The 21711-nt window shown below is 40.8% G+C and carries 17 protein-coding genes and 1 pseudogene; 8 read left to right on the top strand and 10 right to left on the bottom strand.

Features of this window, described 5'->3' with window-relative positions; all coding sequences use genetic code 11:
- Nucleotides 1–102 precede the first annotated feature (102 nt).
- Both Q0791_RS05915 and asnS read left to right on the top strand, forming a co-directional pair.
- Nucleotides 103–675 (top strand): CoA pyrophosphatase, encoded by a 573-nt coding sequence (locus tag Q0791_RS05915; protein WP_299003760.1) that lies wholly within the window; start codon nt 103–105, stop codon nt 673–675.
- A 245-nt stretch (nt 676–920) separates the two neighbouring features.
- Entirely contained in the window at nt 921–2321 is a 1401-nt protein-coding gene (gene asnS, locus Q0791_RS05920; protein WP_299003762.1) for an asparagine--tRNA ligase, read from the top strand.
- A gap of 110 nt (nt 2322–2431) precedes the next feature.
- Here asnS and Q0791_RS05925 read toward each other — a convergent pair whose 3' ends face one another.
- Nucleotides 2432–2968, bottom strand: a complete 537-nt coding sequence (locus Q0791_RS05925; protein ID WP_299003765.1) for a lipocalin family protein — start codon at nt 2966–2968, stop codon at nt 2432–2434.
- Nucleotides 2969–3083: 115 nt separating this feature from the next.
- On the opposite strand from Q0791_RS05925, the gene Q0791_RS05930 reads away from it, so the two are divergent.
- The gene (locus Q0791_RS05930) at nt 3084–4511 is read left to right on the top strand and encodes a S53 family peptidase (RefSeq protein ID WP_299003767.1); all 1428 of its coding nucleotides are present in this window, start codon (nt 3084–3086) and stop codon (nt 4509–4511) included.
- Between the two features lie 70 nt (nt 4512–4581).
- Here the strand turns inward: Q0791_RS05930 and Q0791_RS05935 are convergent, their stop codons facing one another.
- The 3 genes from Q0791_RS05935 to Q0791_RS05945 all read right to left on the bottom strand — a co-directional run bounded on the left by Q0791_RS05935 (nt 4582) and on the right by Q0791_RS05945 (nt 7449).
- On the bottom strand, nt 4582–5472 hold the full coding sequence (locus Q0791_RS05935) for a hypothetical protein (protein ID WP_299003769.1): 891 nt from the start codon (nt 5470–5472) through the stop codon (nt 4582–4584).
- 74 nt (nt 5473–5546) lie between these two features.
- Nucleotides 5547–6326 (bottom strand): bifunctional 2-polyprenyl-6-hydroxyphenol methylase/3-demethylubiquinol 3-O-methyltransferase UbiG, encoded by a 780-nt coding sequence (locus Q0791_RS05940; protein ID WP_299003812.1) that lies wholly within the window; start codon nt 6324–6326, stop codon nt 5547–5549.
- 109 nt (nt 6327–6435) lie between these two features.
- Nucleotides 6436–7449, bottom strand: coding sequence for a questin oxidase family protein (locus tag Q0791_RS05945; protein WP_299003770.1), 1014 nt, complete (start codon nt 7447–7449; stop codon nt 6436–6438).
- Between the two features lie 549 nt (nt 7450–7998).
- Here Q0791_RS05945 and Q0791_RS05950 point away from each other — a divergent pair.
- Both Q0791_RS05950 and Q0791_RS05955 read left to right on the top strand, forming a co-directional pair.
- Nucleotides 7999–8532 (top strand): cytochrome b/b6 domain-containing protein, encoded by a 534-nt coding sequence (locus Q0791_RS05950; RefSeq protein WP_299003771.1) that lies wholly within the window; start codon nt 7999–8001, stop codon nt 8530–8532.
- A gap of 207 nt (nt 8533–8739) precedes the next feature.
- Entirely contained in the window at nt 8740–9072 is a 333-nt protein-coding gene (locus tag Q0791_RS05955; RefSeq protein WP_299003772.1) for an antibiotic biosynthesis monooxygenase, read from the top strand.
- Nucleotides 9073–9144: 72 nt separating this feature from the next.
- Here Q0791_RS05955 and Q0791_RS05960 read toward each other — a convergent pair.
- The 5 genes and pseudogenes from Q0791_RS05960 to Q0791_RS05980 form a co-directional block, all read right to left on the bottom strand.
- Nucleotides 9145–9405 (bottom strand): annotated as a pseudogene (locus tag Q0791_RS05960) (PhzF family phenazine biosynthesis protein); the annotation flags it as partial.
- A gap of 34 nt (nt 9406–9439) precedes the next feature.
- Nucleotides 9440–9973 (bottom strand): GNAT family N-acetyltransferase, encoded by a 534-nt coding sequence (locus Q0791_RS05965; RefSeq protein ID WP_299003773.1) that lies wholly within the window; start codon nt 9971–9973, stop codon nt 9440–9442.
- Entirely contained in the window at nt 9970–10716 is a 747-nt protein-coding gene (locus tag Q0791_RS05970; RefSeq protein WP_299003774.1) for a DUF4386 family protein, read from the bottom strand. The genes Q0791_RS05965 and Q0791_RS05970 overlap by 4 nt, the downstream gene beginning before the upstream one ends.
- Before the next feature lie 83 nt (nt 10717–10799).
- Nucleotides 10800–11339, bottom strand: a complete 540-nt coding sequence (locus tag Q0791_RS05975; RefSeq protein WP_299003775.1) for a GNAT family N-acetyltransferase — start codon at nt 11337–11339, stop codon at nt 10800–10802.
- A 224-nt stretch (nt 11340–11563) separates the two neighbouring features.
- A complete protein-coding gene (locus tag Q0791_RS05980) occupies nt 11564–11980 on the bottom strand; it encodes a CBS domain-containing protein (protein WP_299003776.1) in 417 nt (138 codons plus the stop codon).
- 416 nt (nt 11981–12396) lie between these two features.
- Here Q0791_RS05980 and Q0791_RS05985 point away from each other — a divergent pair, with 416 nt between their 5' ends.
- From Q0791_RS05985 to Q0791_RS05995, 3 genes are all read left to right on the top strand, one after another.
- Entirely contained in the window at nt 12397–14244 is a 1848-nt protein-coding gene (locus tag Q0791_RS05985) for an autotransporter assembly complex family protein (protein ID WP_366942484.1), read from the top strand.
- Nucleotides 14241–18206: a translocation/assembly module TamB domain-containing protein gene (locus Q0791_RS05990; RefSeq protein WP_299003779.1), complete on the top strand. Its 3966-nt coding sequence runs from the start codon at nt 14241–14243 to the stop codon at nt 18204–18206. The genes Q0791_RS05985 and Q0791_RS05990 overlap by 4 nt, the downstream gene beginning before the upstream one ends.
- 125 nt (nt 18207–18331) lie before the next feature.
- Nucleotides 18332–19183 (top strand): matrixin family metalloprotease, encoded by an 852-nt coding sequence (locus Q0791_RS05995; protein ID WP_299003781.1) that lies wholly within the window; start codon nt 18332–18334, stop codon nt 19181–19183.
- Between the two features lie 97 nt (nt 19184–19280).
- On the opposite strand, the gene gspD is transcribed toward Q0791_RS05995, so the two are convergent.
- Entirely contained in the window at nt 19281–21431 is a 2151-nt protein-coding gene (gene gspD, locus Q0791_RS06000; protein ID WP_299003815.1) for a type II secretion system secretin GspD, read from the bottom strand.
- Nucleotides 21432–21711: the final 280 nt, after the last annotated feature.

Below are 21711 nucleotides of genomic sequence, written 5' to 3' on the forward strand. Positions count from 1 at the left end.
GCGATAATAGTGCTGAGTGAAGTAATGAGGACACAAAATGAATAGCATTTTAGTTAATTTAAACCTTAACAGCACGCTCATCGCCGCAATAAGCATGTGCAAATGACATTAAATGAATTTACATTGCGCTATCATGTGCATAGACTTCCCTCCCCTCATCCTTTAGTTGTTAATACTCCCTTAACACCTGCAGCAGTGCTACTGGCCTTGCAGCTCATAAACAAGGAACTCCACCTGATCTTCACCCGCAGACCCACTCATTTACGCGCCCATCCAGGGCAAGTCAGCTTTCCCGGTGGCAAAGTGGAGCAAAGTGACAGCAACCTAATCGATACGGCCTTAAGAGAAGCCAAAGAAGAAATTGGTCTACCTGCGGAAAATATTGACATCATAGGACAGTTTCCTGCGCAACATACCCTCACAGGCTTTGAGATCACTCCCGTACTTGGCATCATTAAGGCGCCTTTCACACCTCAAATCGATGCAGCGGAAGTTGCTGAATATTTTACCGTTCCATTATCGTATTTACTGAATAAAACTCACAGAAAAATGCAGCCTTTTTCTCGAAAGGGGCAGACTTATCCCGTCTATTTTATTCCTTATCGACATCATCTCATCTGGGGGGCAACGGCAGCCATTATTGAGCTACTCTGCCAACATTTAAACTCGCATTAACGAAATTATTGCTCATTTTGCTCATCTTCTCATTTCACTTTCAGTATCACCAAAGCACCAATAAAGGATAAGCAATGAGGAAAGGATAATATATCCACTGTTTTATTGCAGTTTTTTGTATAATAAACCTAATATCTGTCCTCTTATTGCAACTTACCTCAGTTTACACTTGAGAAATGCCCTCAGCAGAGTAAGATGGGCAATCCTATTTTGATTAACACTTTTCGTTGGAGAACTGAGCAACAATGAGCATTACATCTGTCGCTTCTGTATTTAAGGGTGACTTTGCGATTGGATCGCAAATCACGGTACGCGGATGGGTAAGAACCCGTCGTGATTCTAAAGCTGGAATTTCATTTTTATCTGTCTATGATGGTTCTTGCTTTGACCCTATTCAGGGTGTAGTGCCTAATAATTTAGTCAATTACAATGACGAAGTCTTAAAATTAACCGCAGGTTGCTCTGTGATCATGACAGGTGAAGTGGTGGATTCACCCGGCAAAGGCCAGTCTTTTGAATTACAAGTCACAAAAGTCGAAGTCACAGGTTGGGTAGACGATCCAGACACTTATCCAATGGCCGCCAAACGTCACTCCATTGAACATTTACGTGAATTGGCACATCTGCGCCCAAGAACCAATATTATTGGCGCTGTAGCACGCGTGCGTAACTGTTTATCCCAAGCTATCCATCGTTTTTACAACGAACAAGGTTTTATTTGGGTATCGACGCCACTTATTACCGCATCTGATTGTGAAGGTGCCGGAGAAATGTTTAAAGTCTCCACCTTAGACTTTGAAAATTTACCTCGTGATGAACATGGCAAAGTGGATTACAGCGAAGACTTTTTCGGTAAAGAATCTTTCTTAACCGTATCGGGTCAGCTAAACGGCGAAACCTATGCCAGCGCCTTATCTAAAATTTACACTTTTGGCCCCACTTTCCGCGCTGAAAATTCTAATACTAGCCGCCACTTGGCTGAGTTTTGGATGGTTGAACCTGAAGTGGCTTTTGCCGATCTGGAAGATGCCGCCGCCCTTGCTGAAGCCATGTTAAAGTATTGCTTTAAAGCCGTACTCGCAGAGCGCCGCGACGATCTTGAATTCTTTACGCAACGTGTCGATAAAACTGTCATTGAACGCCTTGAATCTTTTGTCAATAGTGACTTTGCTCAAGTGGATTATACCGATGCCGTTGAGATCTTGAAAAACTGCGGTAAAAAGTTTGAGTTTGATGTTGAGTGGGGGATCGATCTGCAATCTGAGCATGAGCGCTACTTAGCTGAAGAGCACTTTCAGGCACCAGTTGTGGTTAAAAACTATCCTAAAGACATCAAAGCCTTTTATATGCGTTTAAATGACGATGGCAAAACCGTTGCCGCTATGGATGTACTCGCCCCGGGTATTGGTGAAATCATTGGCGGCGCGCAACGTGAAGAGCGTTTAGACGTACTGGATGCTCGCCTTGCTGAAATGGAGCTAGATCAAGAAGACTACTGGTGGTACCGAGATCTTCGCCGCTATGGCACAGTGCCTCACGCAGGCTTTGGTTTAGGATTTGAACGTCTTGTTTCATATGTCACAGGTGTGGCCAATATTCGCGACGTGATCCCTTTCCCTCGCGCGGCCAAATCGGCTAATTTCTAAGTAACATTTTCTTAATAGAAATCTTTCTTAATAGAGATAAGCTAAGCCGATGACCAATAAATAAAAACAGCCGTGATTCACAGCGATTCACAGCTGTTTTTATTCACATTTTATTGCTTGTCTTGATCAACCAAAATCAACTCACGGGTATCAAAACCTAAGGCCTTTGATTGAGCAATAAAATCTGTTAACACCTTTGAAGGCACTGTTGGCGCGCGAGAAAGTAACCACAAGTAAGAAAGATCCGGCCCTGATACAAAAGCATACTGATAATCTTGCTGAGTCTGTGTTTGAGGCAATAAATCAAAAATCACGTAAGAGCCATAAAAAGGACCAAAGAAAGAGACTTTCAAATAGCCTTCATCCCTTGCTTGTACAAAATAAGCTTTCCCCTGCGCTTCTTTCCATTCATCATTTTTAGGTGAAAAACCACGATTTATCACATTTACACCACCATCATCCCGCAGGGTATATTGCGCTGTGACTTGGGTTAAGCCGCGTTCAAATGAATGATCTAATCGTGCAATTTCATACCAAGTGCCCAAATATCGATTGACATCAAAATCTTTCACGGGTGTCATATTTTTTGGCATGCCTAAACACCCAGAAAGTAACCACACTAATATCACTAAATAACTATTTTTCATTCCTTTCACCTAGCCCATATTCCCAAAATCATTGTACTAAAAAGCCTTAAACCGAATTCATGAAAATTTCAAGTCTATAATCAAACATCAATAATATGACCGTGAGGAAACGAGAGTGCCAATAAAACATTATCCCTTATTCACTTTTCATTATCACTGTCAATATCTGGTCCTCATTCTGTGCCTGTTACTTTTAGGCTGTAACGAGGAGAACTCATCGGCTTGCCTTGCCCCCGATTATAACCGTGATGGCAGCTTAACGATTGAATCTCATATTCAATGCTACACGCCTCAAAATATTCATGACGCTTATCGACTTAATCCTATCTATCAGTTAGGGATCACAGGTCAAAAACAACACATCATCCTCATTGATGCCTACGCTAGCCCATCGGTGAAAGAGGATCTTATCGTCTTTCATCATGCTTATTTTCCTGAAAGAGCATTACCCGAGATTAATGTTAAGTTCCCCTTTGGTACACCCGATTATGATGATGAGGATGCCCCTTCATGGGCCATACAATCCAGTGTCGATAGCCAATGGTCCCATGCCATTGCCCCCGATGCCAATATCACTATGATAGTCGCATTAAGTGATGACTCATCAGATTTACTCGATGCTATTCATTATGCGATAGATCATGCCAGTAGTGGCAGCGTAGTTTCACTCACTTTTAGTAATGCGGAAACACATTATTCCGATGATGATATCGATGCTTTTGAAGCCGCATTTAAACAAGGAACCGATAAAGGTCTTAACTTTTTTGCCCCTGCCGGCACGTGGGGAAGCGATAATCGCACCGATGCAATCACCGCAGTCTATCCTGCTTCAAGCCCTTATGTTATCTCAGTTGGCGGCACTTTTTTACAATACGCTTGGTCTTGGGATCCCTTAAGTAACATCCCTTATTTGGACTCTGGTGATAAGAATCCGGATTATTTCCATATTAACTCAAACCCAATGCAGCGCCTAGAAAGCGTATGGAATGCCGCCTGGCTTACGGCGGCGACCGGAGGCGGGATCAGCCAAATTTTTGATGTGCCAGATTGGCAACAAAACGTCAGTCATATCATAGATAGCAATGCACTCAATAATGCACAAATCTCTGGACGAGGTTATCCAGATCTCGCTTGGCATGCAGGGTTTAACGGTGGTCTGTTTACTTATTATGATGGCAACTGGTTCGTCAATGCCGGTACCAGCATGGGATCGCCACAAGTCACCGCTTTTTTTGCGCTTTGTCATCAATATCTATCACAGCAAGGGTTCGATAACATCGGCCTATACACCCCTTGGCTATACCAGATAGAAGATAGTCATGCCTATAATGATATCATTCCCATCAATCAAGGTTCAGTACTTGCTGGTATGCTGATCAACAACCAAAGATTTACCCTTTTAGACAGCGGTGAAGTGGCATTTGGAGACATTGAAGGTTATCCCACCTCAGTCGGTTGGGATTTAACCACAGGTTTTGGTTCTCCCAACGGGATTGACTTTTTGATGGCATTGGAGAAAATTATCGCAAGCAATCAAGAATAAAAACCAGTTCAATAAACGATAAAAGAAGGCAAGAGTCAGCAAACTGTCTCCTCAATAACATTGAACCACCTCATTGATAGGTATTCATCAAAAACAATAATTTTAATGATGTTTCTACACTATCGATGACTCTTGCATGATAAAAAGCATCATATTGTTCCTTTGTCATTTGGCAATAGGGTAATAAAGCGGCTTCGCTCTCTAAACCAAACCCGGCTTCACCACACACGCCATAGCGCGTAAAACCCGGTTGACCTGGCGCCACTTGATTTGGATAAATCAACCAGTAATCATGCCAAGTTCTGCCCTTTTCATTCTTTTCTGATATTGCCTGACGTGTGCGGCTGGCTAGTTGTCTGAGCAGTGAAACGGCTAACTTATCAATATCCATATTCTTACTCTGCATCTCTAGCCATTGTTCACACTTTATTCTACTGATATTGATGACTGTCGGCGTTAAAGGCTGATAACCATCAAAGGGATCGCTATTCCAAGCAACATGATATATGGGCGCAACATGAGCAGGGACGGCCATATCTTGTATTAAGTGCATCACTTGACCCAATGCAATATTGCGAGATTTTTTTACACTTGCCATGTCTGCTAACTTTTTTGACTGAGCAATAAAATAAGGATGTAAAGCACGTTTCATTCCCCAATCATTATTTTGAATATGACCCGCTTTGCCTTCATTGTCATTAAACCCGTCATCATAAAAGTGCCAATTCCATGCTCGCGAGAAAGAAAGATCATCAAGTCCAATATTCGCTTGCAGCATTTGTTTACTATCTTGGCCATCTAATAGTATGGGTAATCTTTCAGGAAAGTATTGTTGACAAGTGAGATACATGCTTAATGCCGCTTGAGTATGCTGCCCATGTTTATCGGGATCAAATCCTAAAACTCGGACAGATAATGAGAGACAAGACATTAATACAGTCAACTGAACAATAAACTTCATTTTGATATCCTTATCGATTCCTAGCGAATAAAATCTATCCTGTTAATATTCACAGTAATATTGCACTATACTGGCTAAAAAATGAGTGTATGGCTTGGAATATTGGTGATTTTTTCAATGAGTGCGTTGAGCTTTTCATGTGAAATAACTTGATGCATGATCAATTTATCCCGTGACTCCTCCAATACCGCAAGGATCATCTGTGTATTATTCGCCCCATTTAAAACAGGTTGAGCACAATTCACCTTAATGTTCTTAAATCCAGCACTGTGCAGTAAAGAATATAAATTCAGACCAATATTAAAATCGACACCCAATTTGTCTCCAAGAGCCAATAGAGTCTGCCGAAAAGTCTGTAAACAGTCCCTGTGATGGGAGCTGTTCCAACTTTGATGCATGGCTTCATCGATAATCAAGTACCTTTTTTGCTTATCATTAGCCCCTTTACTGGCTTTAATCTGCTGTAAAAACGCCATTGGCTCAGTTAAATGTTCCATCATAAAACGGGTATAGGTGAAATCATAATCAGCACTGGTTTGTGCAGCACTCATAGCATCTTGCTGTAAGTAATGAATATTATTCAAACCACGTAGACGGCTCCCCTCTATCAATATTTCTACTTGCTCTTGGCTAATATCAATACCCGTTACCGTGCCAACTCCCGCTATTTGACCTGCCAGCCAGAACGACATATAACCTGCACCGCATCCAATATCTAAGATACGCTTTGTTTTATTCAATGGAATAAAGGTTTTAATAAAGTCATAACTATAAGGCGCATAAAGACGGTGTAAAAGCTCAAGTCGACTTTGCCCTTGCTGGCCCACCTGGTACATATAGCTGTCAGATCCCATCAATACTTATTTCCGTTGCTGTTATTGCTTAACGTCACTTAATTATGGCGGGAAATTCAAACAAAAGTAGCAAAAGCAAACAATAATGATCTCATATAGGCCTGAAAAGCTAATCATACCCTCCCAAAATGGCCCTTTTAGCCAGCTGAAAGTAAAGCGGATCCTGATCTTGTTGGTATTCACAAAAGCAGGTATAAACCAATTTAATCACATGAGGCTCACAGGATAATATTGCCTGAGCGATAATGGGGGAAAAGTCTATCGTTGTGGGCTCTTTCGTCTCTTTAGAAGGATAGGTCCTCGTGTCAGAATAATACAGTCCGGAACTTAAATAAGCCACTAATATGGCTCGCCACAATATTTTGACACTCGCTTCATTGTCAGTAAGATAAGGCATGACTAATGAGAAAGCATGACATCCTGTTACCGTGTGCAATAACGTAAAATCATTCTCGGCATAAAATGCACGCAGACAAAATTGCCTGACATCTGAAAATTGCAGTTTTTCTGGCATGCACACTGCTTTTCTTTGCCGCAATAAGCTGGCTACTTCATCCATTCTATCGACAATAATACCCGGTTTAAAGCTATGCTCAGCGCCTATTGGGGCCAACCTTGCCATAATAGCGCTGAGTGTTTCAGAAGTCGTGCTTTCATTGATTTCCACGGCTTGAAACTCAGCGCACCAATAAGCCAGCGCGATGGCGATTTCATTGTCATTGCTTGCCTCAATCCCGTAGGCTAAACGAATTAATGCATGAAAGGCAGAAGCTGCAAGCCCTGGCATTAATAAAGGTAAAAAATGCGCTAATACCGCTTGCCTGCCATCTTTAATCAGTTGATGTTTAAAATACTGCAAATACGCTGTAAATTGCGCCCTTTGGCCTAAATGCGCCATGACATTGTCAATAACCTTGGTCTCTTCCAAATTTTCGATAAGTGTCAGCTTATCAGTACTCATTTGAAAAACTTGCTCTAATTTTTCATTTGCTGCCCCTAACCTATGCAATGCAATTAAGACCATGGGCAAATGGGTCGCTAACCCCCCTCGGTAAACAGGATAATAATTGCCTGCTTGCTTTAGTAATGCATCCAATGTTTTCGATGTGTTTACTGCTTTCATAACTTTCCTTTGTTATTGACTTAACCTGAACTCGGGATAATGAGTGTCAAAAATGTTAGGTCACCCATTTAATATCAAAAAATTGAATGAAATTGGGTCATTCTTTATTTTCGAACTTGGCTTAATACTTCAATTTTTATCGATATCAAGGCGTGATTTCGTATCTAATAGCAGGCTATTAGTAGAAAGCACAACACAGATAGCGGCAGAAATAGTGCTATTAAGCGGCGCTGCTTATCCCGAATTCAGGTTGACTGATTCTACCGCCTTTCACTTAGCCACTCTGGCACGCTATATTTGCTACCCTATGACAATGAACCACACACGGTGTGATTAAATGGATAAGCCTTAGTGCGTTAAAATCGATTAGAGAAAGCTTAACCTTCCCTAAACAAGCACAGGTTAAATCACATTTTTGGCTCTTTCGCTTATCATTTCTATGACAAGAAAGCTCCCATTCAAACTCTCTATGCTACATATTCCACTACAAATAAAACAAGATAAAACTTAAACATTTAAGTTTATTTTCAAAAAATTAGTGGGAATTCCATGTTAGAGCATAAAAATAAAGCCTTTAAGTACGATTTTTGGACAAAACTTTTTCATTGGCTAATGGCCGGTATTATCATTTACACTATGCTAGCGGGTTTTAGTTTACATATTATCGAAGAAAACACTCCATTGTGGCACTTCATTTCCCGTTTAAATATCTCATTAGCTTTTCTATCTTCACTGATTTTTATACCCAGATGGATTTGGCGTTTTTTTAGAGCAGAACCCCAACAAGTGAGCTTGCCAGCAATACAAAACAGTGTCGCCCATATGGTTCACTCATTGATGTACTTTCTAATGTTTTTCGTGTATGTCACAGGTTTTTTTATGCTCACAAAACCTGTAACCTTACTCGGAAAAATTGAATACATTAACCCCTTAATAGCCCATGACAACATTTGTGAATTGTTTTTCTTCTTACATCGCTACTCCTGTTATCTCCTCTTTTCTCTCATTCTCCTTCATGTAGGTGCGGTGATTAAACATCAATTCATCAACAAAAACCAAATATTAAGCAAGATGCTGTTTTGAGTTATTGTTATACGCTTATTGAAGAAGGCTTGAGATTAAAATACTAAACATTCAATATTCTTGTTATCTTAATCAAGGTTATATTGATTTAGCTATAAAGATGGCGCTTTGTGGAAAGCGCCAAAAGCTTAAAATTAACGATTAACGCCATAGTCTCTTGTTATACTCATATATACCTGTGATGCTTCCGTTTACTGAGGAAAAACCATGTTTGCCGTTATCTATCGTTTTAGTTTACCCCCTGAACAAGAGAGTATTTACCAAACATATTGGACTCAAGTTGCTCACTATTTTGTGGATCAGCGCGGCGCCATTGGATCTTGCCTACATAAAGGAGAAGATAATTTATGGGTTGCCTATTCACGTTGGCCCGACAAAGCGACGCGTGATAAAGCTTGGCCGGGTAAGGAAGCCCCCAGCGACACCCTACCTTTAAACATTCGCGAAGCAATTGAAAAAATGCAGCAAATCAAAAAAAGTAATCAAGACTTACCGCAATTTGATGAAATTTGCCTCGATGTCGTTGAAGATCTGTTATAAAGAAGCCCATGGAAGCGCAAACTTTAAAGAGCGACCTTATTACCCATTAAAACAACCCATGCCGGATCAGCATTATACCTGTTCATTCGGCACATCAAGCACGCCTTCTAGATACTGCAGCGCCCGACCTGAAACAAGCACTCTATCACCCATAACATGGCAAGTAAGCTTCCCGCCTCTTTTTGACGCTTGATAAGCATCAAAGATCGACTGACTCACTCCTATTTGACTCAATTTCTGTGCCCATAGAGGTGCTAACCCAACGTGAATAGAGCCTGTTACCGAATACTCATCTCCCCCATTCGCAGGCCAAAAATAACGTGAGATAAAATTAATTTCATTTTCTCACTCAATATGACAGTCCCCCCTAAGCAATTAAACGCTCATAAGATGACTTAGCGATATGCATTAAGATAAAATTATCAATAGGTGCATTTTCTGCAATACGCACATGACGTTCTTTCTCAGCAAGAGACGGTATTGATGATGACACTAATGATGAAAAACCTAATGCTTGGTAACATCGCTGGCCGCGAATATTCTCAGGATAAACACAAAGCCACACATAAGGTGACATACTCAAAAAGGTATGTTGCAAAAATAAGGCTATTGCCTTTCGGCCTATTCCTTGCCCTTTGTTGTTTAACGCTATACGTTTAATATAGGTTCCACAATTTTGCTGCGTTAAATCAAAACTGATCAAATAACCTAGCTTCTCACCTGTCACTGACGATGCTATCAACCAATGTTCACGATCATTTCGCTCAATTGTATTAATGTGCTCACCACGAGTCCATTGACTAATATACGCTTTATTATCAAAAAGCTGTTCTGTTTCAATCACAAAATCTAAGTCACTGATTTGCGTTAATGACAAAGTCATCTCAGCTGAACTTATCATGCCTGACTCCCTATAACACTTGAACTTGAACCTCTCTCCATCAACATTCCACAACCCAAAGCAATGAACCAAACAATTTGCCCTAAACCGAAAATTGCAGTCATCATTTCAAATAAAAACAAGGTCGATAAAAATGATAACCCCGAAAAAAGGGTCAGTACGCCAGATATACCCACCACTATGCCCCAGAAATGTACCCAAGCATAAAATATTCGGTATTTTAATCCCACATAACTCACAAGTAACACCCACAAAGCGCCCACCAGCTCAATGCCGCCACCCAGTGCATCAATCACTATAGATACACTTTGATAAATCGTCATAGCTTGCTCAGCGTTCACACTATAATCCTGAACTATTGCTTCTAAACTGGTTAAAAAAATCAAGCTACTGGCAAGCACAATCGCCGCCCAAAGATAACCCACTGTTGTTGCAAAACTCATCAATTCAGGCGCCACGTGTTTAAAACGCCGATAAAGCGCTTGAACAAGAATAATTAAAACGAAACTGAAGAGGATCCCGCACACTAAGTAACCTAGAAAATAACTATCTTGATGATTGATCATAAACGCAATATTGCTTTGAGATAGAGAAGTCGTTACATCATCAATACATGGCGCAACCGAGCAGGTCGTCTCCTCACCACCACTGGGATCCAACACGGCAAAAAACCAAATAAAGCCAAAGAGATAAATAACCGCTTCAGTCAATGCTGCTAAGGCGCCCCATCTTTGTATCGACATGATTAATACTCCTTATTAATCTTTCAAATATGGTGATGAATAACATCCCTAGATCCTCGAACTTGGCAGTACAGAAAGATAAATTAGACCAATTTGACCATTTTGAAATTCGTCAATGTTTCACCTCGAATAAGCACCTCTTGTTGCTTATCCACTTGAAAACCAAAATGGTGAAAAAACATTTTTGCAGTAAGACTCACATCAGAATAAAAGCGCATTATCCCCGCTAACTGACCCTGCATAAAAATATGCTGCATGAGTGCTTTTCCCACTCCCATGCCTTGATATTCATGATGACAAAAAAAATGATCGATATAACCATCTTCTTGAAGATCGGCATACCCAACAATGACGCCTTGAATTTCAGCGATAAAAGGCGCAATCCTATCCATTTTTTGCTGCCAAACACTTAAATCGAACTCATCGGGAGCCCAAGCCGTCACTTGCTTCAGGGAATAATCCATACTATTCACATGATGAATAGTATGGTAGAACAATTTCCAAGTCGACATCGCATCAGCAGTGCAATATTGCCTAATAGTGATCGTCGGCTTGGCGGCGCCATACTCCACTCTCATGACTTGCTCACTTTGGCTCTCCTTAATGCCACCCTTTACTGTCATTTTGTCCACTTAAATATCGTTGAGTTGAATAAAGTTAATTGCAATCCTATAATAAAAGTATACAAAATAAATTTATAAGTCAATGTATTAGTTGAATATTAGCACAATAATATTGCTCAAATTAGCTATCATAAAATAAACAATACGACATTGATGAATAACATTCATAACAACTTATTTATTGTCTTCATTTAAAAACCAAATTCACACATTCCCCTGCGACGTTAAACAGGAGTGAGATAGCTTTGTTGCATATAAAGGTTAATGGCTTTTAATACATGAGTTCGATTAATGGTCCCTAATACACGATCATTTTCCACAACGGGATACACTTTAGGCTTTATGCCTGTCATTTGACCCGCCACCTCCAGAATACTGGTTTCAGGAGTCATAATAACCACATCGGTGAGCATGCAATCTTCCACAGTCGCAGTAAGATCGCAGTGATAGCTGCTTTTTAACATGACATCTAAACAATCTTGCTGAGTTAAAAAACCTATGATGCGCTCCTCTTCATCCACAACCGCTGCGCCCAACTTATGGTTATCAAGCAACCAATCGACAGCGGTGGCCAATGACATTGCAGGCTTTAATAACACTGGCCGCCTGTCCATATAATCTTTCACTTTGATAGAATCCATAGCATTTCCCCTAAAATCAAGACTCTCTTTAAGTCTAGTTAAGATTTTGACTTAAGTTTATGCAATTACCTTTATGGCTTAACAGCCTAAATAAAGCCATTTCAGCAAAGCTGACAATATTCAATCAAAAAGGAGAAAATAAAACCTGAATCGACACTGACCAACAGAATGAAAAGGACTTTATTTTAGCTATCTTATTCGCTTTTTATGCCCGATAAGTTTATATTATTATTAATTAAACTCTATAGCTATTCAGACCGAAGGTGAAAAATTGATATGATGCTCAAACCGCGATAAAATCACCCAATGAATTAGCGTTTGAAACGCGATAACCATTAAGAGGTTAATCAAAAAACCAATATGACGCAGTCAATACTTAATCCTCATTGACTCTTAAAGTGATAAAAGGATCTTTTTTGTTCAGACTTTTTCAAAGCGGCATATCAGCTCTTCTACTCTTGCTATTGAGCATGTGTATTCCTATGACAGCTCAAGCCAATGATTGGCTTAAACTCAAGATCACTGGTGTCAATAAGGCATTAAAAAAGAATATTGAAGCCCACCTAGGCACACTCCCCACATCCAGTGTTCAGCGTCGAGCTTATCTTTTTAATGCAAAGGACAATATTAATGCCGCCTTACAATCCATGGGTTATTACCATAGCATCATTAAACAAACAACCACTCAAGATGAAAAGTCAGCTTGGGTATTGAATATTGATGTGACCTTAGGCGAACCCACCCGCCTGCAATGGATAGATATTCGTATTGAAGGTGAATTATTAGACGATCCTATTTTTAACCAATGGCTTAATCAGTTAAAAATACGACCAGGTGACATACTCAATCAAGGCACATATGAACAAATGAAGTCTCAGTTAGTCTCAATGGCACTGGCTCGAGGCTACTTTGACGGACAATATACTCAATCTCAAATTATTGTTAATCGAGATTTAAATCTTGCGAAAATTAATCTTTACTATCAATCAGGTGACCGATATCGTTTAGGTGATGTCACTTTTGAGGGGTCGACACTTGAACCTGTATTATTAAACCGACTGATCCCATTCAAAACAGGCGCACCTTATAGCAGTAGCGCTTTGAATCAACTCAATCAAAAATTACTCGATACAAGCTATTTCTCCAATATTCAAGTGTTACCTTTGATGAGTCAAGCTAGTAATAATGTCATTCCCATTAATGTGAGTCTTTCACCTCGACCGGATCACTCCATTAAATTAGGTCTTGGCGCCGATATTGGTAACACTACAGATAATAGCATCGACCCCAGAGTCAGTGTCACTTGGCAAACACCACAAATTAATCGCTATGGGCATTCACAAACCACCACGGCTGAATGGTCTTTAAATCGGCCTAAGCTCCTCACAAGCTATAGTATTCCATTGACTGATCCACTGGATGATTTATTGAAAATTCAATTTGGTATTATTCGAGACTATTATGGACTCACACAAGAATACAGTACCAGCAGTCAAAAATATTACAATACGGGCCAACTTGACTCGACCCAATATCTCATTGGCGTCGCACGTCAACATAGATTGAAAGATAAATGGGTTTTCTCTTATTCTCTCGAAGCATTAAAAGAGAAATACACTCAATCCGATGTCAATTACGATCCTCTATTTATCTTATTCGGCAGTAGCCTATCAAAAACAGTTCGAGGGGATAGCAGCTTAGATCCTAAATCAGGCACGATGCAATCTTATTCTATCGCCTATGGCGATCCCGACTTGGGCTCAAGCATTGAACTGCTTAAAATGGAAGCCAAATTTAAATGGATTGACACCTTTTTTACCAAGCACCGTTTTGTATCTAGGTTAGATTTAGGGATCAATATCACCGACGACAGTAACTTAGCTAAAATTTCTCCTTCGTTACGCTATTTTGCCGGAGGCGATCAAAGCATTCGAGGCTACAGTTACAACGAACTGGGCCCTTATATTGATTATACGGACTCAGACGGCAATCAAATAAGAGAAGTTGTCGGAGGACGTTACTTGATTGTCGGTAGTATAGAATATCAATACTATTTTACCCCCAGCTGGCGAGGAGCCCTCTTTGTTGATGCGGGTAATGCTTATGACACAGGTCAGTTTAACCCCCTAGTCTCCGTCGGCCCAGGCATTGCTTGGATCTCACCTATCGGACCGATCCGACTGGATTTAGGCATAGGCTTACAAAAAAACGATACCTTAGAACGCCCCTGGCGGATCCACATTATGATGGGGTCGGAACTATGAAAAATTCCCCTTCCTCAAAAACAGAGGCCTCTCCTGCTAACAATAGAACTCAATCACCTTCTATGTTAATCAAGTTGACCCGCTTTTGCTGGCGCGCTTTCAAATTCATCTCTCGCAGTATCATTTATGTTCCTCTGTTTATATTGATCTGTTTTGCAGCATTGGTTGGCACTCAACCCGGCACTCAATTGGCTCTTAATATTGCCAATAGCTTAATTCCTAACCTCAACCTCGTTTACGCTAAAGGGACACTCAATAAAGGGTTAAGCTTATCTTCAGCCCATTGGTCAATGCCTGGGATCAAAGTGGAGGTCATGGATCTTGATGTGATTTGGCAACCTCTATGCCTATTGCAAAGTCAGCTGTGCGTTAAGCAGCTTACGACCCATAAAATCAAGGTGGATATCGATACAGATGCGCTGCCAAGCGCCAGCGAAACGGTCAAAAACACAGAGCAAACGACAGACGATGAAAGTCCCATTATTTTGCCATTAGCCATTCAATTAACACAATCTGATCTTCGCAACATACATGTCAGAGTCAACGACATGACCTTTGATGTTCAACAGCTCAACACTCAAGCACAATGGACAAGCACAGGCATTCGAGTTAATGATATGAGTGCGGTGGATTGGAAAGTCAATATTCCTTTAGGGAACGCATCGGCCGATACCAAAATCCAATCAGCCTCTTCAAAAGCAGTTGGCGCCTCAAGTCAGACTCAAGCTCAAACAGCACAAGCCCAAACAACACAAACAAAGTCAATAAACACAACAGCCAATGATTGGGCCATGGCCAAACTTCCCCAAGTTTTTATGCCCATCCCCGTTTTTGTTGACAAACTTAGCCTAAACAAAGGCAACTTGATATTAGGTCAACGTCAAGATTATTTTAACAAAGCCACATTAACAGGAAGCTACCAAAGTTACCTTATTCATGTCGACCGTTTTTTTGCCGCCCATACTGATGGCGAAATCAATCTAAAAGGGGATATGCAACTCAGAGAAAACTATCCTATCAATATTGAAGCCAATGGCAAAATAACCCAACTCAAAGAAGTCCCAAAACTGAACAATCAATCCTTTGATTTAAGCGTCGCCAATGATTTTAGTCACCTAGAAGTCAATTTAACCGCAAATGGCCAAACCAATTTAACCCTTAAAGGACAGATCAATTTAACGGTGCCAACTTTAGATTATCAAGTTGACCTTAATGCACTGAGTATTATTTGGCCATTGGATACCGCACTTTATCAAGGACATAATCTTCATTTTACCAGTCAAGGATCCTTAAGCAAACAAACAGCAAGCTTAACAGGCAATATCATCACCCCTTTTCAACCTGAAGCGGCCATTAAAACGAATATCACTCATGCCAATCACACACTTAACATTGATGAATTTAACGCCAAAAGTCCAATGGGTGACGTCACATTAACGGGTTCTTTATCTTATAACCAGGCCTTAGCATGGCAGGCAAATGTCTCAACCAACAAACTTGACATCAGTCAAATAGAATTAACGCCTTTAAATATTACCTTGAATTATCCCATTCCTATGAGCCAAATAACGGGAGAGTTTTCAACGAAAGGCAAGATTAATCTCAGCGATGAAACATGGCAAGTCGCAATGGAAAAAGCCAACCTAGAAGGTACTATCGATAGCTACCCTTTATCTCTCACTGGAAATATATTCGTTAACAATGATTTTCAGCTCAGTGCAAATACGCTCAATGTTACCGCATTTAAAAGCCAGTTAACCCTCAACGGTGATGTCACCAATAACTGGTCTCTCAACGGTCAATTATCCATACCAGAGCTACAGCTTTGGGATCCTAATGCCGCAGGGGCAATCCATGCCAATATCAATATCACAGGAGAGACAAACCAGCCTCAAGCCAATGCGGTAGTCAATGCCGAAAACATCAGTTACCTAAATAGCACATTAAATAAAGCCAATCTATCTGGAACCATGGATTTATTTGATAATAATGCCTTTAACTTCAAGCTATCAGGCGACAATATCACCCTTAATACTCTCACGCTAACATCGGCTAATATGCGCATTGAAGGTGACTCTCAAGGTCAAAAAACCCAAATAACCACCTTGGGCGATCTCGCACTCAACAGCCAAATCACAAGTGATGTAAATTTGAAGACGCAAGCGTTCAATGCAAAGATTGAGCAACTATCAATCGACTCAAAACTTGGCAAGTCGCAATTAAATAAACCTATGACCATCAGTTGGGATCAAGCACAACAGCAAGGAAAAATCAGCCCTTTTTGTTTAAAAGATGCACAAGGAACACTTTGTTCAACCCTGGATTCAACCTTTGGCACCAAGGGACAATTTACTCTGCATTATCAAGGAAATTTAGGCGCCTTGATGACGCCTTTATTACCCAATCAAGTGGCATGGAATGGCCTTGCTGAAATGACAAGCACATTCAAATGGGCTAAAGACACAAAACCCACAGGCGAGTTGGCATTAAGTCTATCTTCAGGCACTCTAACGCTCCCTCAAATAAATAACACTCAACACACCCCTGTGGTCATGGAATATGGAGCAATAAACCTTAACGCCCTTTTGGATTCCAAGCAAATACTGACCACACTTATCTTGAAGTCGAATAACATCGCCAGTATCAATAGTCGACTCAGCATTAATATTGACCCTGATGATAGACAATTAAAAGGCTATGTGAAACTAAATCAAGTGAAGCTTAGTGCCCTAGCGGATTTTCTTCCACAATTAGATACGCTGAGTGGCGATCTCTCCAGTGATTTCAAGATTGCCGGCACGCTGAGCTCCCCTATATTATCAGGTCATGTGACCTTGAAAGAAGCCAGTATATTGACCGCCGCCAACCCAACATTAATTGACAATTTAAATCTAAAAGTCACCTTAGCAGGACAAAAAGCAAACATAAATGGTCAATGGAAAATGGGAGACGGCACCGCTCATTCAAAAGGTTATATTGATTGGTCCCAAACTCGCGCCAAAGCCCATTTCACACTGAAAGGCAGTCAATTATCCATCATTCAACCTCCTCTGGCCATTCTCAAGCTGACGCCAGATCTGGTTATTGATATTGCCGATAATGAAATGAAGATCACAGGTGAGCTCGATGCCCCTAGTGGTGACATTACCCTTGTTGAACTGCCTGAAGGTGGCGTAGCCGTTTCCAAAGATGTGGTCTTTCAAGACAGCATAGCCACTCAAGAAAAAGCCAGCAATCCCATGCTGATCACAGCAAATTTAAAAATGAAAGTCGGGGAACAATTAAACATTGAGGGCATGGGATTAACAGGAAGGTTAACAGGCAAGGTCAATTTAAAGCAAACCGAACAACACCCCACACAACTGTTCGGAGAAATTAAAATCATCGATGGCACATACAAGTTTATGGGACAAACCCTCACCATCAATACTGGCGAGTTGCAATTTGTCGGTTCTATGGATGAGCCCAGTTTGAACATTGAAGCCGTTCGAGAAATCAAGACCGATGATATTACCGCTGGCGTGCGTATCACTGGCACGCCTAAAAAACCTATTGTAACATTATTCTCTTCACCATCAATGGAACAAGCAGAAATCCTGTCCTATATACTCAAAGGTACAAGCCTTGACAGTGATAACGACTCTTTAATGCTCACCGCGGCGTTTACATTAAGTCAGCAAGCGGGGGTTGGCACTAGCACCATAGGTAATCTAACCAATACTGCCACAGGCTTGATTGAAAAACTGGGCTTCTCAAATGTCCAGCTGGACACCAATGATGACGGCAAAGTCGCGATCAGTGGCTATATAGGTGACAGACTCATGGTTAAATATGGCATGGGCGTATTTGATACTGGATATGAAATGACGGTTCGCTATTATTTACTCTCTCAGCTTTACCTTGAAACCGTCTCTGCAGAGCTCGAACAATCTCTCGATCTATATTATAATTTTGACTTATAATACAGATGGTTATAATTTATTTTTTAAATAAGCCCCTAAGGTTAACCCATTTGCAATCAAGACTAAAATCAACAAGGTATTGAACATGCAAAAAGTATTCACGCTGACAAAAGGCTGTATTGCACATGAAACATCATATTTTTTTAAAAGTCGGCTTTACCCTCGCCATCACTTTCCTGTCCCCAGTCCAAGCTGAAGCACAACAAAACAAGATTCGAGCGATCTATTACTCAGTTGAAAATATCAATGATATTAAAAACCTGCCAGAGCAGAAACTGCCCATTGCAGCCTTATCCAAGGCCTTATTCTATTGGCAGCAGGTCAATCCCGGTCTCACCTTTATCGAGTCCGACAACCCCAGTATCGAGATAAAATGGCAAAAATACGCCTCAAGCACACATTTAGGATTAGCCACTTGCTTATCCACGGGAGCAGAAAAACCTAAGCACTGCGTATTAGATATTTCTCTAGGCGCTCGAAATTGCCAAGGGCAATTTGTACAAAGCGATGAAAACATGGTAACCAACATCATTATGCATGAAATTGGGCATGCCTTAGGACTTGGACACCATAGTGATCCTAATAATTTGATGTATTCGCCTCAGCCTGACAGCCAAGCAGATGCAAACTATAACCGAAAAGGCTATACCCTTCCCGCTCAACTCAATGCCCTTTACCTCGGGCAAAATGACTTGTTAAGCCAAGAAAAAAGCCTAAAAGCCAACATTCAGTCCCTTGATTTAGACATCAACCAAGAGAAAATACGCTATGATGATTACTATCAGCAATATCAGCGTTATAACAATAAAACCTTATCAGAAAGTCAATATCGTCACGCCACACAAATCACTGAAGATGTGAATAAACAAGCTAATTATATCAATGAATTAGTTGAGAAAAGGAACAGATTAACCCACGAAATTAATCAAACCATCAATGCATTAGGCTGTTTTCCTAACTTCAATGTCCGCCGTTAATTTTCTATGAAAAAATACCGACTTCCAGCTGGATCTTGCAGCTGGAAATATCAAGGGAATAGAACAGCAATGCTCTCCTTGCATTGCTGTTCATCACTTAATGACTCTGCGCTTCTTCTTTTTCAAAAGCCTCTTGCTCAGCTTTTATCTTAGCTTCGTTAGCTTCTTCTAAGGCTTCTTGCTTATCCTTCTCTTTACTTTCTGTAATAGATTTTAGCGTCGAGTCTGTTTCACGCATTTTAGTGTCTAATCCTTGTCCATGTTTATAACGCTCTAGTACTTCATTCACTTCAGGTGAAATATGATCGCTCATGTTCCATTCTGGTAATACAGGCACACTTGAGTTAGGCATTAAATTGATGCCTTTATCATCTTGCTCAAGTTGTAATGCTCTGAAGTAATTATATTTACGACCAGAGATCCCTTGCATCGTCATGCCTTCACGAATGATGGTCGGTTTAATAAACACCATAAGATTTTTCTTCGTTTTGCTGCTTGATGATGAACTAAACAACCATCCAATCAAAGGAAGATCGCCTAAGAAAGGCACTTTTTGTACACTTTCCTGCACATCTTCGTTGATCAATCCGCCAAGAACAACAATTTCGCCAGAATCCGCCATCACTGTTGTGGTTAATCGCCTTGTGGAAAAAGTCACATCCACAGCCGTATTACCATTGATCCCTGAAACCTCTTGTTCGATCACTAACTTCACTGAGCTGCCTTCATTGACAAGCGGCGTCACTTTCAACTTAACACCCACTTCTTTTCTCTCAACAGTTTGAAAAGGGTTACTGTTATCTGAGCTCGCGGTCGCACCGCTGATCACTGGCACTTCGTCACCCACAATAAATGTCGCTTCTTGGTTATCCAAAGTCGTGACTGAAGGCGTTGCTAGCACATTTGAAGTCGTATCGCTGGACACAGCTTGAATAAGCGCACCAAAATCATCAGACCAAATCCCCCACGCCATACCACTGATCTCAGAAACAGCAGACGCTAATGTACTGATATCACCTTGTGTTTCACCACTGTAGGTATAAGTCCCAGTAGAAGCATCATAATAAGTGGTTGAACTAGTTGACTGCGCATCCCAGACCCCCGCCCCAATTTCACTGATAGTGGGACCAATATTATCAAACTGGGTCGCCATACCTGTTGCACTGGCCATTTGCACGCCAAATCCCACAGAGTCACTTTCTGACACTTCAACGATAATGGCTTCCACAAGCACTTGTGCCCGTCGAATATCCAATTGGTCAATCACACTCTCAAGGGTTCGCATCTGTTCAGGATCGGCGCTGATCACTAAAGCGTTAGTATCAGCATGCGCCATAATATTAATATCGCTGCGACCTTGTGAACTTGTCGATGACTTACTCCCCGATTTCGCCGCCGACTTAGAGTCGGTTAATTTTTGAGCAAAGCCGGTCAGTACTTCAACCATATCTTCCGCGTTAGCGTAGCGTAAGTAACGAACTTTGATATTACCTGTTGTGGCTTGGTCTTCATCCAACTTTTTAATTAATGCAGCAACTCGCTCTCTGCTTTTCTCATCACCACTGACCACAACCGCATTGAGCCGCTCATCGGCCACCACTTTTGGTGTTTGTCCAGGTAGCTGAGCTTGATTGGATGTTGTGCGGTATAGATTTTCGATGATACGCACAATTTCACTGGCAGAAGCAAACTTCAACACCACCACTTGTGTATCAATGTCACCTTGCTTATCCACGCGATGAACGATATCCACTAGCTTATTCACCACAGAAGCACGTCCTGTCAGCATCAAGACATTAGACTGATCATAATTGACAACATTCCCACCTCCGGCATTATCATTGAGCTGACGAAGCAGTGGTGCCAGCAGTTTTGCCTCTGTATTATACAAGGGCACCACTTGAGTCACCATTTCATCCCCAATGCCCGGTGTACCATCATCCGCCACTCTAATGGCCGCGGTTTTCGCATCTTTGTCTTTAATGACTTTAATGATGTTATTCTCGCCTTTAACAACGGCGTAACCATACACTTGCAACACATTTAAGAAGAATTGATAGTATTGTTCTTCGTTCAATGTATCATAACTGCGTACATTGATTTTTCCACGCACAGTGGGATCAATAATGATGGTTTTATTTAAATTTTTACCGACAATATTAATAAATTCTTCAATATCTGCTCCTTTGAAGTTGGCAGAAAATTGTTCACTCCATGCCGTCAATGGCAGTAATAATGCCACCGCCATGATCCAAGTCGCCCTAAGGCTGTTGTTGACACGCTTCTTATTTATCATTGATCTACCTCTGTGGCGCTATGTATAAAGCATTGCAAAGAGCAGTAACATTTAGTAAAACATGCTAAGGCAATGTTAAATATCCCTTTTAAAATAACGGGTTATATTCTCTTTCTGCTTTATACAGCATGAAATCGATTAAGAATGCGTGAAATATCTTTTATGTATGTAACGTTTTTTGGTAATAATGATGGGTTCCTTAAGCAATCTTGAAATCAACACCACAACAAAG

Source organism: uncultured Shewanella sp., assembly GCF_947495455.1.
Taxonomy (GTDB): Bacteria; Pseudomonadota; Gammaproteobacteria; order Enterobacterales; family Shewanellaceae; genus Shewanella.